Below are 15,338 nucleotides of genomic sequence, written 5' to 3' on the forward strand. Positions count from 1 at the left end.
CTTTCCATTTTCTGACCTGAAGGACGATAACATGCAAGACATCCTCGAACAACTGGAAGCCAAGCGAGAGCTGGCCCGCATGGGCGGTGGGCAAAAGCGCATCGACGCACAGCATAAAAAAGGCAAGCTCACCGCGCGCGAGCGCCTCGAAGTGCTGCTGGACGAAGGCACGTTTGAAGAGTGGGACATGTTTGTCGAACACCGTTGCGTGGACTTCGGTATGGACGAGCAGAAGATTCCCGGCGACGGCGTGGTCACCGGCTACGGCATGATCAACGGCCGCCTGGTGTTTGTGTTCAGCCAGGACTTCACGGTGTTCGGCGGTGCCTTGTCTGAAGCCCATGCCGAGAAAATCTGCAAGGTGATGGACCAGGCCATGAAGGTCGGCGCACCCGTCATCGGCCTCAACGATTCGGGTGGCGCACGCATTCAGGAAGGCGTGGCCTCTTTGGGCGGCTATGCCGACGTGTTCCAGCGCAACGTGATGGCCAGCGGCGTGATTCCGCAGATCAGCATGATCATGGGGCCGTCAGCCGGTGGTGCGGTGTACAGCCCGGCCATGACGGACTTCATCTTCATGGTGAAAGACAGCTCCTACATGTTCGTGACCGGCCCCGAAGTGGTGAAGACCGTCACGCACGAAGAAGTGACCGCCGAAGAGCTGGGCGGCGCACTCACCCACACCACCAAGAGTGGCGTGGCCGACCTGGCGTTTGAGAACGATGTGGAAGCGCTGCTGATGCTACGCCGTCTTTACAACTACCTGCCTTTGAACAACCGCGAAAAGGCACCCGTACGCAAGAGTGGCGACCCCATCGACCGCAAAGACCTGAGCCTGGACACCCTGGTGCCCGAGAACGCCAACAAGGCGTATGACATGAAGGAGCTGATCGTCAAAACCGTGGACGATGGCGACTTCTTTGAGATTCAGCCCGAGTACGCCAAGAACATCATCATCGGCTTCGCGCGCATGGACGGCCAGACCATAGGCATCGTGGCCAACCAGCCGCTGGTGCTGGCAGGTTGCCTGGACATCAAGAGTTCTATCAAGGCCGCACGCTTTGTGCGCTTCTGCGATGCCTTCAATATTCCCGTGGTCACGTTTGTGGATGTGCCCGGCTTCATGCCCGGCACCTCTCAAGAGTTCGGCGGCATCATCAAACATGGCGCGAAACTGCTTTATGCGTATGCAGAATGCACCGTTCCCAAGATCACCGTCATCACCCGCAAGGCCTACGGTGGCGCGTACGACGTGATGGCCTCCAAGCACCTACGCGGCGATGTGAACCTGGCTTGGCCGAATGCCGAGATTGCGGTGATGGGTGCCAAGGGCGCCGTGGAAATCATCTTCCGCGAAGACAAGGGTGATCCTGCGAAATTAGCCGCCAAGGAAGCTGAGTACAAAGCCCGCTTTGCCAACCCGTTTGTGGCAGGTGCGCGTGGCTTTATCGACGACGTGATCCTGCCGCACGAAACCCGCAAACGCATCTGCCGTTCGCTGGTCATGCTCAAGGACAAGAAGTTGGAAAACCCGTGGCGCAAGCACGGGAACATTCCGCTGTGAAGCACATCGCAACGGTCAGCAGTGTCGAGGACGCATTGCGGGCTATTGACTCTCACATTGGTTCGCCGGAGGAGTTCATCCTTCGGATAGCGCATAGTGCTATTGGCCCGGTTGAAGTTGGGGGCCAAGTAATTACAGGCACCCAAATGGCCGTCATAGGCGATCGCGTATTGAGTAGGAATTGGTGTCCTAAAGGCTTTGAAGAAGACCGAGACCACCGCCTCTACTTTTACGGAGATTGGTGAATGGAAGAGATCATGAATTCGTTTCACCCTTTGCATCTTTTTGATCGTAGAAGAGGGGCAGCTATTTTCGCTGGTGCGGGATCGGGTTACCTGAGCGTTTTGCTCCGTGTCCCCCGCGCTGCGCGCTCCTCCTTGACCTGCGCAAAACGCACAGGCAGCCCGATCCCGGCGGCTTGGTATGCCTGGGCCTGTAGAGCACGCGCCTTCGCAGCAGCGGGCATGGTGTGTCCGTCGCAGCGAAGTCAAGGAGGAGCCCGCAGGGCGGGGGACATGAGCGGAGGCGGATACGCCGTGGCCGCTGCGAGCTCAGACAAAACGCCATCTCAAAAAACACATGCCTAAGTTGGCACACCCCACACCGTTAGGAGACTAGAAATGTTTACCAAAATCCTGATCGCCAACCGTGGCGAAATCGCTTGCCGCGTCATCGCCACCGCCAAAAAAATGGGCATCAAGACGGTTGCCGTCTACTCAGACGCCGACAAGGAAGCCCGCCATGTGGCGCTAGCCGACGAGGCCGTCAACATTGGCCCCGCTCCCAGTCGCGAGAGCTACTTGCAGGCCGAAAAAATCATTGCCGCTTGTAAGCAAACCGGCGCACAAGCGGTGCATCCCGGCTACGGTTTCTTGAGCGAGAACGAAGCGTTTGCCAAGCGCTGCGAAGACGAGGGCATTGCCTTCATCGGCCCCAAGGCACACTCCATTGCCGCCATGGGCGACAAGATCGCTTCCAAGAAGCTGGCGAATGAAGCCAAGGTCAACACCATCCCCGGCTACAACGACGCGATCAGTGGCCCAGAACAAGCAGTGGAGATTGCCAAAGGCATTGGCTACCCCGTGATGATTAAGGCGTCTGCGGGCGGCGGCGGCAAAGGCTTGCGTGTGGCCTTCAACGACAAGGAAGCGTTTGAAGGCTTTGCTAGCTGCCAGAACGAAGCCCGCAACAGCTTTGGCGATGACCGCATCTTCATCGAGAAGTTTGTGCAGGAGCCGCGCCACATCGAGATCCAGGTGCTAGGCGACAGCCATGGCAATGTGATTTACCTGAACGAGCGCGAATGCTCCATCCAGCGCCGTCACCAGAAGGTGATTGAAGAGGCGCCCAGCCCCTTCATCAGCGACGCCACCCGCAAAGCCATGGGCGAGCAGGCGGTGCAACTGGCCAAGGCCGTGAAGTACCAGAGCGCCGGTACGGTGGAGTTTGTGGTCGGCAAGGACCAGGACTTCTACTTTTTGGAGATGAACACCCGCCTGCAGGTGGAGCACCCGGTGACCGAGTGCATCACTGGCCTGGATCTGGTGGAGCTGATGATCCGCGTGGCGGCTGGCGAAAAGCTGCCGCTCACGCAAGCTGACGTGAAGCGCGACGGCTGGGCCATTGAGTGCCGCATCAACGCCGAAGACCCGTTCCGCAACTTCCTGCCCAGCACCGGGCGTTTGGTGCGCTTTGCGCCGCCGGACCAAACCATGTGGCAGGGCGACACCGCGCACCTGCAAGGCGTGCGCGTGGATACCGGCGTTCAGGACGGTGGCGAGATCCCCATGTTCTACGACTCGATGATTGCCAAGCTCATCGTGCATGGCAAGGACCGCAATGACGCGATTGCCAAGATGCGCGAGGCCCTCAACGGTTTTGTGATTCGTGGTGTGTCGAGCAATATCCCGTTCCAGGCCGCGTTGCTGGCCCATCCCAAGTTTGTGAGCGGTGATTTCAATACCGGCTTCATCGCCGAGAACTACGGCAAGGGCTTCTTTGCGGAAGACGTGCCGCATGACGATGCCGCCTTCCTCACCGCGCTGGCCGCCTTTGTGCGCCGCAAGTCGCGCGAGCGCGCGGCGGGCATGTCCGGCCAGTTGCCCGGCTACGCCGTGGACGCAGGCAAAGACTATGTGGTCGTCACGCTGGATGCCGCGGGCAACAACAGCTACACCGCGGTGCATGTGGACGAGTTTGAGGGTGACACCGGCTCTGCCCAAGTACGGGTGGGCGCGAGCAGCTATGTTATTCGTAGCAAATCGCGCCTGAACGACATTGCCATCACCGGCACAGTGAACGGCAAAGCCTTCACGGCCCAGGTGGAGCGCGGCACGCCCAAGAACCCGCTGGCCCTGCGCGTGCAGCACAACGGCACCCGCATCGATGCGCTGGTCATGTCCCCGCGCATGGCCGAGCTGCACAAGCTGATGCCGCACAAGGCACCGCCCGACATGAGCCGCTACGTGCTCTCGCCCATGCCCGGCTTGCTGGTGGATGTGGCGGTGGTGCCCGGCCAGAAGGTGCAGGCCGGCGAGCGTGTGGCCGTGATCGAGGCCATGAAGATGGAAAACGTGCTGTTTGCCGCCGCCGATGGTGTGGTCGGCAAGGTGCTGGCCGCCAAGGGCGAGAGCCTGTCGGTTGACCAAGCCATCGTGGAGTTCGTATGAGCGCTGCTGCAGACAAACGCCCCTTCAAGGTCTTGGGCATCCAGCAGATCGCCATTGGCGGGCCCGACAAAAAGCGCCTGCAAACCCTGTGGGTGGACATGCTGGGCCTGGAGGTCACCGGCACTTTCCAGAGCGAGAAGGAAAACGTGGACGAGGATATCTGCGCCATGGGCTCCGGCCCCTACAAGGTGGAAGTTGACCTCATGCAGCCCATGGACCCTGAAAAAAAGCCGGCGGTGCACACCACGCCCTTGAACCATGTGGGCTTGTGGATAGACAACTTGCCGGTGGCGGTGGAGTGGCTCACGGCCAAAGGCGTGCGCTTTGCGCCCGGCGGCATCCGCAAGGGGGCCGCGGGCTACGACATCACCTTTTTGCACCCCAAGAGCAATGACGAATTCCCGATTGCCGGGGAGGGCGTGTTGATCGAATTGGTGCAGGCACCGCCGGATGTAATCGCCGCTTTGAGTTGAGTTGCCGCTTTCCAACGGCAGTTCAAGGGGAAACACGGGGGGCAATGCCCCCCATTTTTCTGTCATTTAGGGATGGAAAAGCGATAAAGTCAACGCAATTGAAGAATTTGCAAGGAACGCCCGCTATGAGCTTTGTGAAGTTTCTGTACCCCGGCATGTGGGTCATGCGCAAGATGCGCTTTGGTACCAAGCTAGCCTTGCTGGCGCTGATCGTGTTGGTTCCATTGATCACGATCGTTACCGAACAAGTTCTACTCACTTACGAGAGAATTGAGCTGACCCAAAGTGAGATCGGTGGCATCAAGGCAGTGGAGGACCTTACGGAGGTCGCAAGGCTTCTTCAAGCACACCGCGGTCAGACAAACATTAAGCTTTTGGGAGGGGATTCCGTCGAAGTTTCGACAGATCCAACACGGGCTGCCTTAACGGAGGCAATCTCGCGTATTGCGCAGCACCAAGATATCCTCCCAAAAGAATGGCCTCAGACCAAGGCACGGCTGGACTCGCTTTACGCCGATCTTGCGGGCAAGACTGCACCACAGAGTCTCGCGATTCATAGTGCCATCGTGAGTGATCTACGACGTGTTGTTTACGGCGTGGCCGATATTTCTGGTTTGTTGTATGACCCCGATCCTGTTGCATTTTTACAGATGGAAGTTGTGGTTTATCGCCTGATGCCCCTTCGCGATGAGGTCGGGAAAATCCGTGGCACCGGTGCGGCTTTGCTGAGCGAAGAAACGCTTGAAGAAAGTGGACTAGGGCGCATCCAAGCGGCTGTCGACGACCTGCTCGAGACACGGCGGCAACTTGAATACCCACTGTCTCTTCTCGCCGCCAAGGGTTTTGATGAAGGAAACTACAAGTCTGTTGTTGAAGTCATGGATGAATTCGTTAAAGTCAGTCGCCTCCGGTTTAAAGAGGGTTCAGACTCGGGCGGAGCGAAGGCTTATTACGATTTGGGCGGCAAGGTGACGGCTTCCATTGGCCAATACCAAAAGGAAATCAGCCAAGCATTGAGGCAAAACTTGGAGACCAGACTGGTCGACCTGCATCGAGACTTGCTCCTAATAACTGCACTGAGTGCGCTGGCAGTCATTGGCCTTGTGTACCTGCTTTTTGCATTCAATGTGAGTTTTCTTGCAGACCTGAAGCAGGTTTTGCGCTTCATGGAGGAAACCGCTAGCGGCAATATGCGATACGTCGTTCGGATTCAAGGTAGAGACGAGCTGTCGGATATGAGTCACTCCATGGGCGTTATGGTGAACAACATTTCGGTCATGGTGGCGAGCGTCAGGAGCAATGCGGCTTTAGTCGCGGGTGCAGGTGAGTCTCTGGTCGCTGCAAGTGCCAGCCTGTCAGACCGGACGGAACAGCAAGCCGCTAATTTGGAGGAAACCTCCGCTAGCGTTCAAGAAGTTGCAGCAACGGTGAAGGAGAATGCGAGCGCAGCCATCCAATCAGACACTGCGGCTCAGCAGGTGAGTAAAACGGCAGAGTCCGGCGCTGGGGAAATGTCCCACGCCATCAAATCCATTGAGGCCATTGAGGCCAGCACGCGCCGCATGGATGAGATCGTGGGTGTGATTGATGGCTTGGCCTTTCAGACCAACATTCTTGCTTTGAATGCGGCTGTTGAAGCCGCCCGTGCCGGCGAGTCGGGACGGGGGTTTGCAGTCGTGGCGACGGAAGTACGGACCCTTGCACAACGCTCAGCGGCTTCTGCCAAAGAAATCCGCCAGCTCATTACTACTTCCACTGCCCAGGTGGCAGCAGGGGTGCAGCAAATTCGTACCGCTGCAAAAAATATCACCACCATTGCCGACGGAGTGCGGGGGGTGGCTGGCAACATGTCTGTGATCTCCGCCTCCAGTGCCGAGCAGAGCGCCAGCTTGTCGGAAATCACCACCGCCATCCGCCAGCTTGATGAGATTACCCAGCAAAACGCTGCCATGGTGGAGCAAGCCGTGAGCCAGGCCACGGCCTTGCAAGAGCGAGCCAACGTATTGGCGGATGCCGTGTCGGTGTTCAAGTTGCAGCAGGGCTCCGCTGATGAGGCCCGTGCGTTGGTGGCGCGCGCCCTGTCCATGCGCCGCAGCGCAGGCAGCCGGGATGCGTTTATTCGTGCTGTGACACCAAAGGAAAGCGGGTTGGTTGACCGCGACATGTATGTGTTTGTGCTGGACCGCAACGGCCAGTACCTGGCCTTTTGTGGCAACTCCGCCAAGGTCGGCACCCGGGTGCAGGACGTGGCCGGTATTGACGGCAATGCCCTGATGGCCTCGATCGTTAGTCAAGCATCGGTGGCACCCGGATGGGTCGACTACGACATTGTCAATCCGCTCAGCGGCAAGGTGCAGACCAAGATGTCGTACGTGGTGCAGGTAGATGACGTGTATGTCGGTTGCGGTGTTTATAAAACCCTGATGGCTGCGGTGTAGGCATAGCAGCCTATGGATGCGGGCGGTGCTCAGCGGGCGTCGCTGAGTTGCTTGCGCGCCCGGGCACGCGCCAGCGCCGCTTCGATGATGGCCCGCTTCTTGTCCAGCACGGCAGGGTCCGTGTGCTGCGAGTGGGCGGGCAGGTCGGCCAGTTTTATCTCCGCCTTTTCCTGGAGCCGCTGGGCGTGTTCGGTTTCCTCGCGGGCACGGCGTGTTTTGCGCGCGTAGTAACGCGTGCGTGCCTCGTCTGCCAATGGCTGGGGCCATGCGCTCCAACCAGTTTGGGTTCCGCTCACGTTCTCCAACAAGATGCAATCTACCGGGCAAACCGGAAGGCACAACTCGCAGCCGGTGCAATGCTGTTCCAGCACGGTGTGCATGCGTTTGTTGCTACCGATGATGGCATCGGTAGGGCATGCGTCCAGGCACAGGGTGCATCCGATACACCAGTTTTCGTCGATGAAAGCCACGCTGCGCGGGCTCTCAACGCCAAACTCCAGCGGTAGCGGCCGTGAGGGCTTGCCCGTGATAGCTGCCAGGCGCTCAATGCCTTCAGCCCCGCCAGGCGGACATTGGTTGATGTCTGCCTCTCCAGAAGCCATGGCTTGCGCGTAGGCGGCACAATCGGGGTAGCCACAACGCGTGCACTGCGTTTGGGGCAGGGCGTCCAGCAGGCGCTGCACCAAGGGTGGCGCAGCTGTCGTGCGGCTGGTCACTTGCTCTTGATGCTGCGCTTGGCTGCTACTGTTTTAGGAGCTGTTGGCGCAGGTTTGGAGGGTGCTATAGCCACTTTTTTGACTGAAACGGGCTTTGCGGCGGACTTGGCGACTGCAGGCGCTGGCTTGGCAGCTGGTGCTGCTTTGGCCACAGGGGTCGCATGGGCCTTGATGAATGCCTTGACCTGTGGGTACACATGTTCGCGCCAGCGGCGACCGGAGAAGATGCCGTAGTGGCCAGCACCTTTGGCTTCAAAGTGACGCTGCTGGCTCTTGGGCACACCGCTGCAGATGTCGTGCACAGCCTCAGTCTGGCCTGCACCCGAAATATCGTCCAGTTCGCCCTCTACTGACATGAGGGCGGTGGTCTTGATGTCCGCAGGCTTTACGCGCTCGAGCTTGCCCTGGGGATTCTTCACATCCCAGGTGCCGCTGACCAGGCTGAAGTCTTGGAATACCACGTGGATGGTCTCCAGGTAGTAGTCAGCATCCATGTCCAGCACTGCGTTGTACTCGTCATAAAACTTGCGGTGGGCTTCGGTGCTGGCGTCATCGCCCTTGATCAGGTCCTTGAAATAGTCGTAGTGGCTCTTGGCGTGGTGGTCGGGGTTCATGGCCACAAAGCCGGTGTGCTGCAAAAAGCCGGGGTAGACGCGGCGGCCCGCGCCGGGGAAGTTGCTGGGCACGCGGTAGATCACGTTGTTTTCAAACCAGCTGTGGCTCTTGTTCATGGCCAGGTTGTTCACCGCGGTGGGGGACTTGCGAGCGTCAATGGGGCCTCCCATCATGGTCATGGTCAGCGGCGTGGTTTCGCCGCGGCTGGCCATGAGTGACACGGCGGCCAGCACCGGCACGGTGGGCTGGCACACGCTCATCACGTGGCAGTTTCCATACTTGCCCTGCACATGGCGGATGAATTCCTGCACGTAGTTGACGTAGTCGTCGAGGTGAAACTCACCATCTTCCAGCGGTACCAGACGGGCGTTTTTCCAGTCGGTGATGTAGACCTTGTGGTCTTTGAGCATGGTTTTGACGGTGTCGCGCAGCAGCGTAGCGTAGTGGCCCGAGAGCGGCGCCACGATCAGTACTACTGGCTGGCCTTTGATTTTGTCCAGCGTGGCCGTGTCGTCGGTGAAACGTTTGAAGCGGCGCAGTTCGCAGAAGGGCTTGTTCACCTCCACGCGCTCGTGGATGGCTACGTCGACACCGTCCACGTCAATGGTGCGCAGGCCAAATTCAGGCTTTTCGTAGTCCTTGCCCAGGCGGTGCATCAGGTCGTATCCGGCCGACAGTCGCTGGGCAAACGGATTTTGTCCCGCAACTGACAGTGGGTTGCTGTAAAGCTTGGCAGCAGCCAGTGCCAGATCGGAAAACGGCTCCATCAGGGAGCGTTGGGTCTCGTAAAGCTGGTACAGCATGGGGTAACCTCAGAAAATGTTGCAGTGCAATATAACAGCAATGGACTTAGTAGCGGTTGCCGGATTTGACAATGGCGCGCAGGGCGTTGCGGCTGTGTGCACCAAAATTGCCCATCAGCTCGTTCACCAAACTTTGCAGTCTGGTGCGCCGACTCGGGTCTTGGGCCAACAAATCTGGTAACAATCGCATGGTCGCATCTTGGGGCTGCAAGTCAATCAGGGCTTCTTCCACCCATTCTGGTGGAAGTGTCTCGAGCAAGGTGCGTTGCGCGCCGTCGGCAAGATTGGCACTTTGGGCCGCTACCACGGTACGCAAATAGCGGTCATTCCACTCGGGGTAGTTGTTGTCCTTGTCCTGGGTCTGCAGGGCTTTGTAACTTTGAGGCAGCAGCTGGGTTTGCAGGGCATCCAGCAGCAAACGCTGGTTCGTGATGGCGCGGATGCGCGTGTTGCGCGGACCTGGCAGTCCCATGCGGGCCAAGGTGTTGTATGCCAGCAGCTTGGAACTGGATTCTCCGGGTGCCAGGCGCGCGTGGTAGGGCTGGGTCAGGCTCTGCAGGTAGTGCAGGGCCAAGCCAGCAAATCGCCAGCCCCAATAGTCGTGCCCGGTTCGCAGGGCCAGCGCGGATAGGCTGGAGTATTGGTAATAACGGGCCTGCACCATGGAGCGTTTGGCCCAAGGGGCTACGCTGTACAAGATGCGGTCTTCGAAGAAGAAGCCCATGCCAAAGGGGGTTTGTGATGCCGCTGCCGAAGCCGGGTTGCCGAAGGGCTGTGGCCCCAGTCCCCATTGTTTGCCCCATCCGGTGGGGCTGTCTTCCCACAAAAAGGTGTCTAAGCCGTAGTCGGGCTCATCGGTTGCAGTGGCCACCACCGCAAGTGGGCTCACCAATTCGCCGGTTTTGAGAACTACAAATCGTTTGTGAGCATGAATGCTGCCGTGTTGCGGCGGGACACTACTGACATCGGTGATCCCCAAGCTGGCACTAGCCACCGAGTTGGCGTCGATGCCTTTGGCATCCGGCTCCAGGAATAGTGAAAACTTGCTATTTGGGGCAATACGCAGTGCCGTCAGAAAGGCTTGGCGCCGTGCCTCATCGCTGCGCTGCGCATTCGCTACAAAGGCCAGGGCGTCGGGGAGTGCAGGGTAGAACTCCACCGCGGCCATGGCCCAAGCTTCCTGGCTGGCCAGCAAGGCTTCCAGCGTTTTCTCTTGCGCGCGCAGAAAGCTGTCCAGAGACTCCACCACAGCCCTTGGGGCCTGGCTAAGCTCTGGCATGGCTTCTAGCGCGCGGTAGCTGGCCTGTACATGGTTGCTACCGGCCCAAGCCGACGTGCCCACCAGACACCACGCCAGCGTCACGCACCAAGTGCACAGCTGGATAAAACGCTTTTTGCTATGCATTTAATAGCTGCTTGCGCATAATTTATGCGGCTCAGCGGCGTATTCTGCTTGTATTAGATGACCTTGGCGATAGCCGCGCAGACGTAGTCGATGTTTTTGCTGTTCAGCGCGGCCACGCACATGCGGCCAGTATCGGTGCCATAGACGCCGAACTCGCTGCGCAGGCGCACCATCTGGTCTTTGCTCAGGCCGGAGTAGCTGAACATGCCGATCTGGGTCGTGATGAAAGACATGTCTTGCTTCACACCCGCAGCCTTCAGGCCGTCCACCAGCTTCTGGCGCATGGCCTTGATGCGCACGCGCATCTCGCCCAGTTCTTTTTCCCACAAGGCACGCAGCTCGGGGTTGTTCAGCACAGCAGCCACCACCGCACCACCGTGGGTGGGTGGGTTGGAGTAGTTGGTGCGGATGACGATCTTCAATTGCGACAGCACCCGGCCGGCTTCTTCCTTGTCCTTGCACAATACTGACAGGCCGCCGACGCGCTCGCCGTACAGGCTGAAGCTCTTGGAGAACGAGGTGGAGACAAAGAAGTTCAGGCCGGCGGCCACAAACTTCTGGATCACGGCGCCGTCTTCGGCAATGCCATACCCAAAGCCCTGGTAGGCCATGTCCAGGAACGGCGTGAGGTTCTTGGCCTTGACTACCGCAATCACTTGGTCCCATTGCTCGGGGGTGATGTCGTAACCGGTGGGGTTGTGGCAGCAGGCGTGCAGCACAACCACGGTGCCGGCGGCCGCCGCGTTCAGGCTGGCGAGGTAACCTTCAAAATTGACGCCACCCTTGCCGCCGTTGGCAGATTGGTCGAAGTACGCATAGGTGCCCACTTCAAAGCCGGCATTGGTGAACAGGGCGCGGTGGTTTTCCCAACTGGGGTCAGAGATCAGCACTTTGGCTGCGGGGTTGAGCTTTTTCAGGAAGTCGGCGCCAATCTTCAGGCCGCCGGTGCCGCCAATGGCTTGCACGGTGGCCACGCGGCCGGAGGTCACGGGTTCGCTGTCGGCACCAAACACCAAGCCTTTGACGGCGTTGTCGTAGGCAACGATGCCGTCGATGGGCAAGTAGCCGCGCGCAGTGGGTTTGTCCATCATGGTCTTCTCGGCGGCTTGCACGCATTGGAGCAGGGGCAGCTTGCCGTTGTCATCGAAATACACGCCCACGCCCAGGTTCACTTTGTTGGGGTTGGTGTCAGCGTTGAACTGTTCGTTCAGACCCAAGATGGGGTCGCGGGGAGCCATTTCGACAGCAGAGAAAAGAGACATGAAGGGGTCCTGTGATTGGGATGTCGGGGGGTACCCGCTCCGCGGCCTGCGATGCGGGTAATCCCTATTTTACCGGGCACCGCGCTGGTGCCTTTTCTGGGTGCTTAATGCACCAAGCCCCGTGCCAGTGCACGCGTAAGTTCGGCCGCCGGTAAATTGCGGCATTGCGAGGCATTTTGTCCGCTCCAGAGTGGCGAGAAATCGGTGCTGCCTTGGCTTTCCGCCCGTGCGCGCAGCGGGGCGATGGCACCGGTGGCCAGCGGAAACGCTGGAGCTGCCGGGCTAAGCGGGTCCAGTTCGCGCATCAGCCGGTTCATGATGCCGCGCGCCGGGCGGCCGGTGAAAAGGGTGGTGAGCGCTGTGTGGCGTGCCGCGGGGCTCTGCAAGACCGCGCGGTGCAGGGCGGAGGTGGTGGACTCAGGGCAGCACATATAGGCGGTGCCGATTTGCACGGCCGATGCACCCAAGGCCATGGCCGCTGCCACGCCGGATGCGTCAGCAATGCCGCCCGCGGCAATCACCGGCACGGTCACGGCGTGCACGATTTGCGGTAGCAGGGCCATGGTCCCCACCTGGGTGCTCAGGTCGTTGCTGAGGAAGGTGCCACGGTGGCCGCCAGCTTCCAAGCCTTGCGCAATGACGGCATCGGCCCCGTGGGCTTGCAGCCACAGGGCTTCGTCTACCGTAGTGGCGGAAGCCAAGACACGGCTGCCCCAACTTTTGACACGCGCCAGCAGTTCGGGCGAAGGCAGTCCGAAGTGGAAGCTCATCACAGCGGGTTTGAAGGCTTCGACCACGTCAGCCACGGCCTCACCGAAGGGCGCGCGGCCCGGGCCGGGGATGATGTCGGCTAGGGACAAGCCCAATTCCTCGTAATAGGGCCCCAGGGCCTGCTGCCAGACCGCTTCGCGCGCCGCATCGGGTGCAGGGGGGGTGTGGCAGAAGAAATTGACGTTGAAGGGCTTGTCGGTCAGCGCCGTGAGCTGCGTGAGTTCGTTGCGCAGCGCGTCCAAACTCAGCATGGCAGCGGGAATGGAACCCAGACCACCCGCATTGCACACCGCTGCAGCGAGCGCGTGGCCCTGCACACCGGCCATGGGGGCCTGAATCAGGGGCAGGGCGGTGCCCAGGAAGGAGGGGTTTGGCATGGCGGCGTCCTGTCGGTTCGCGGTCTAGTCTACAGTTCTACCTTTGCCCCTTTGAGCCAGCCGCCATGCCATCCCCCCAGCCCGCCCCCGCAGTGACCGACGATGCCGAAGTGGTGCGCACGGGCACCTTTGTGCGCTACCCGGACTCCCCGTATGAGCTGTACCAGCCCTACCCCCCCGCCGGTGACCAGCCCGAGGCGATTGATCAGTTGGTGGAAGGGGTGACGGACGGGGAGGTGTTCCAGACCCTGCTGGGTGTGACCGGCTCGGGCAAGACCTTCACCATGGCCAATGTGATCGCTCGACTGGGCCGCCCAGCGATTGTGTTTGCGCCCAACAAGACGCTGGCGGCGCAGCTGTACAGCGAGTTCCGCGAGTTCTTCCCCAAAAACGCGGTGGAGTACTTCGTCAGCTACTACGACTATTATCAGCCCGAAGCGTACGTGCCGCAGCGCGACCTGTTCATCGAGAAGGACAGCGCCATCAACGAGCACATCGAACAAATGCGCCTGAGTTGCACCAAGAGCATCATCGAGCGGCGCGACGTGGTGATTGTGGCCACGGTGTCTGCCATTTACGGTATCGGCAAGCCCGAGAGCTACCACCAGATGGTGATGACGCTGCGCACGGGCGACAAGCTGGGCCAGCGCGACATGATTGCCCAGCTGGTGCGCATGCAGTACCAGCGCAACGACATGGATTTCAGTCGTGGCGCCTTTCGTGTGCGCGGTGACACCATCGACATCTTCCCGGCCGAACACAGCGAAATGGCGATCCGTGTGGAGCTGTTTGACGATGAGATCGAGAGCCTGCAGCTGTTTGATCCGCTGACGGGGCGCATCCGCCAGAAAATTCCGCGCTTCACCGTCTACCCCAGCAGCCACTATGTGACCCCACGCGAGCAGGTCTTGATGGCCGTGGAGGCTATCAAGACGGAGTTGTCAGACCGGCTCAAGGAGTTTGTTGGCATGGGCAAGCTGGTGGAAGCCCAGCGGCTGGAGCAGCGCACCCGCTTTGACCTGGAAATGCTGTCCGAGGTGGGTCACTGCAAGGGCATCGAGAACTACTCGCGCCATCTGAGTGGTACGGCGCCGGGCGAACCGCCATCGACGCTGACGGACTACCTGCCCAAGGATGCGGTGATGTTTCTGGACGAGAGCCATGTGCTGATCGGCCAGTTTGGCGGCATGTACAACGGCGACCGGGCCCGCAAGACCACGCTGGTGGAGTACGGGTTCCGCCTGCCCAGTGCGCTGGACAACCGGCCACTCAAGTTCGAAGAATTCGAGACCAAGATGCGCCAAGCCATCTTTGTATCTGCCACCCCAGCCCAGTGGGAAAAAGACCATGCCGGCAAGGTGGTGGAGCAACTGGTGCGGCCCACAGGCCTGGTAGACCCCGAGGTGGAAGTGCGCCCTGCGACCACCCAGGTAGACGATGTGCTGCAGGAAATCCGCATCCGTGTGGAGAAGAACGAGCGGGTGCTGATCACCACGTTGACCAAGCGCATGGCCGAGCAGCTCACCGACTACCTGACCGACAACGGGGTGAAGGTGCGTTACTTGCACAGCGATGTGGACACAGTAGAACGGGTGGAGATTCTGCGCGACTTGCGCCTTGGTACCTTTGATGTGCTGGTGGGCATCAACTTGCTGCGCGAGGGCTTGGACATTCCCGAGGTGTCGTTGGTGGCGATTCTGGATGCGGACAAGGAAGGCTTTTTGCGCTCCGAGCGCTCACTCATTCAGACGATTGGCCGGGCCGCCCGAAACCTGGAGGGCAAGGCCATCCTGTATGCCGACAAGATCACCGATTCGATGGAGCGGGCGATTGGGGAGACGGAGCGACGGCGCAAAAAGCAGATTGCCCATAACGTGGAGCGAGGCATTACGCCCAAGGCCATCGTCAAGAAGGTGCGCGACCTGATCGACGGCGTCTACAGCGAGAAAGCCGGCAAGGAAGCTGAGCGACTGGAGCGCGACGCCCAGCAGCGCGCCCAGGTGGAAGACATGAGCGAGAGAGATATTTCCCGCGAAATCAAGCGACTGGAGAAACTCATGATGGAGCATGCGCGCAATCTGGAGTTCGAAAAGGCCGCTCGGGTAAGGGACCAGTTACACATTCTCAAGGAGCAAGCTTTTGGTGCGCCGGGGTCTGATAACGTCGTTGTTTTGTAAAGTTGATTAAAACTATCGGGTTAATAGACTGGCCAGTCTGCTTACCCGAGTAAGTTGAGGGGGTGTGT

10 protein-coding genes are annotated in these 15,338 nt (G+C 59.7%); 5 read left to right on the top strand and 5 right to left on the bottom strand.

The genetic code is table 11. The features are described from left to right. The first annotated feature begins 31 nt into the window (after positions 1–31). The 4 genes from U5O12_RS09835 (at position 32) to U5O12_RS09850 (ending at position 7,144) form a co-directional block, all read left to right on the top strand. Positions 32–1,564 carry an acyl-CoA carboxylase subunit beta gene (locus tag U5O12_RS09835; RefSeq protein ID WP_322578463.1) on the top strand — a complete coding sequence of 511 codons (1,533 nt, stop codon included), beginning with the start codon at positions 32–34 and terminating at the stop codon, positions 1,562–1,564. A gap of 620 nt (positions 1,565–2,184) precedes the next feature. Next, positions 2,185–4,233 (top strand): acetyl/propionyl/methylcrotonyl-CoA carboxylase subunit alpha, encoded by a 2,049-nt coding sequence (locus tag U5O12_RS09840; protein WP_322578464.1) that lies wholly within the window; start codon positions 2,185–2,187, stop codon positions 4,231–4,233. Further along, complete coding sequence (locus U5O12_RS09845; protein ID WP_322578465.1) at positions 4,230–4,706, top strand: VOC family protein; 477 nt, start codon at positions 4,230–4,232, stop codon at positions 4,704–4,706. Before U5O12_RS09840 ends, U5O12_RS09845 begins: the two co-directional genes overlap by 4 nt. A 125-nt stretch (positions 4,707–4,831) precedes the next feature. Next, on the top strand, positions 4,832–7,144 hold the full coding sequence (locus U5O12_RS09850) for a methyl-accepting chemotaxis protein (RefSeq protein WP_322578466.1): 2,313 nt from the start codon (positions 4,832–4,834) through the stop codon (positions 7,142–7,144). A gap of 29 nt (positions 7,145–7,173) precedes the next feature. On the opposite strand, the gene rsxB is transcribed toward U5O12_RS09850, so the two are convergent. The 5 genes from rsxB to U5O12_RS09875 form a co-directional block, all read right to left on the bottom strand. Beyond that, complete coding sequence (rsxB, locus tag U5O12_RS09855) at positions 7,174–7,860, bottom strand: electron transport complex subunit RsxB (protein ID WP_322578467.1); 687 nt, start codon at positions 7,858–7,860, stop codon at positions 7,174–7,176. Beyond that, the gene (locus U5O12_RS09860) at positions 7,857–9,278 is read right to left on the bottom strand and encodes a polyhydroxyalkanoate depolymerase (protein WP_322578468.1); all 1,422 of its coding nucleotides are present in this window, start codon (positions 9,276–9,278) and stop codon (positions 7,857–7,859) included. The genes rsxB and U5O12_RS09860 overlap by 4 nt, the downstream gene beginning before the upstream one ends. A gap of 46 nt (positions 9,279–9,324) precedes the next feature. Continuing rightward, positions 9,325–10,683 carry a hypothetical protein gene (locus tag U5O12_RS09865; RefSeq protein WP_322578469.1) on the bottom strand — a complete coding sequence of 453 codons (1,359 nt, stop codon included), beginning with the start codon at positions 10,681–10,683 and terminating at the stop codon, positions 9,325–9,327. A gap of 53 nt (positions 10,684–10,736) precedes the next feature. Beyond that, positions 10,737–11,945, bottom strand: coding sequence for an amino acid aminotransferase (locus U5O12_RS09870; RefSeq protein WP_322578470.1), 1,209 nt, complete (start codon positions 11,943–11,945; stop codon positions 10,737–10,739). 104 nt (positions 11,946–12,049) lie between these two features. Beyond that, the gene (locus U5O12_RS09875; RefSeq protein ID WP_322578471.1) at positions 12,050–13,093 is read right to left on the bottom strand and encodes a nitronate monooxygenase; all 1,044 of its coding nucleotides are present in this window, start codon (positions 13,091–13,093) and stop codon (positions 12,050–12,052) included. Positions 13,094–13,158: 65 nt separating this feature from the next. Here U5O12_RS09875 and uvrB point away from each other — a divergent pair, with 65 nt between their 5' ends. Continuing rightward, complete coding sequence (uvrB, locus tag U5O12_RS09880; RefSeq protein ID WP_322578472.1) at positions 13,159–15,270, top strand: excinuclease ABC subunit UvrB; 2,112 nt, start codon at positions 13,159–13,161, stop codon at positions 15,268–15,270. Positions 15,271–15,338: the final 68 nt, after the last annotated feature.

Origin of the sequence: Rhodoferax sp. (genome assembly GCF_034519335.1) — a bacterium.
Classification (GTDB): Bacteria; Pseudomonadota; Gammaproteobacteria; order Burkholderiales; family Burkholderiaceae_C; genus Allorhodoferax.

What these genes read in the sequence shown, in the direction of transcription:
- U5O12_RS09835 (WP_322578463.1), top strand. Translation starts at nt 32, where the DNA reads ATGCAAGACATCCTCGAACAACTGGAAGCCAAGCGAGAGCTGGCCCGC.
- U5O12_RS09840 (WP_322578464.1), top strand. Translation starts at nt 2,185, where the DNA reads ATGTTTACCAAAATCCTGATCGCCAACCGTGGCGAAATCGCTTGCCGC.
- U5O12_RS09845 (WP_322578465.1), top strand. Translation starts at nt 4,230, where the DNA reads ATGAGCGCTGCTGCAGACAAACGCCCCTTCAAGGTCTTGGGCATCCAG.
- U5O12_RS09850 (WP_322578466.1), top strand. Translation starts at nt 4,832, where the DNA reads ATGAGCTTTGTGAAGTTTCTGTACCCCGGCATGTGGGTCATGCGCAAG.
- U5O12_RS09860 (WP_322578468.1), bottom strand. Translation starts at nt 9,278, where the DNA reads ATGCTGTACCAGCTTTACGAGACCCAACGCTCCCTGATGGAGCCGTTT.
- U5O12_RS09865 (WP_322578469.1), bottom strand. Translation starts at nt 10,683, where the DNA reads ATGCATAGCAAAAAGCGTTTTATCCAGCTGTGCACTTGGTGCGTGACG.
- U5O12_RS09870 (WP_322578470.1), bottom strand. Translation starts at nt 11,945, where the DNA reads ATGTCTCTTTTCTCTGCTGTCGAAATGGCTCCCCGCGACCCCATCTTG.
- U5O12_RS09875 (WP_322578471.1), bottom strand. Translation starts at nt 13,093, where the DNA reads ATGCCAAACCCCTCCTTCCTGGGCACCGCCCTGCCCCTGATTCAGGCC.
- uvrB (WP_322578472.1), top strand. Translation starts at nt 13,159, where the DNA reads ATGCCATCCCCCCAGCCCGCCCCCGCAGTGACCGACGATGCCGAAGTG.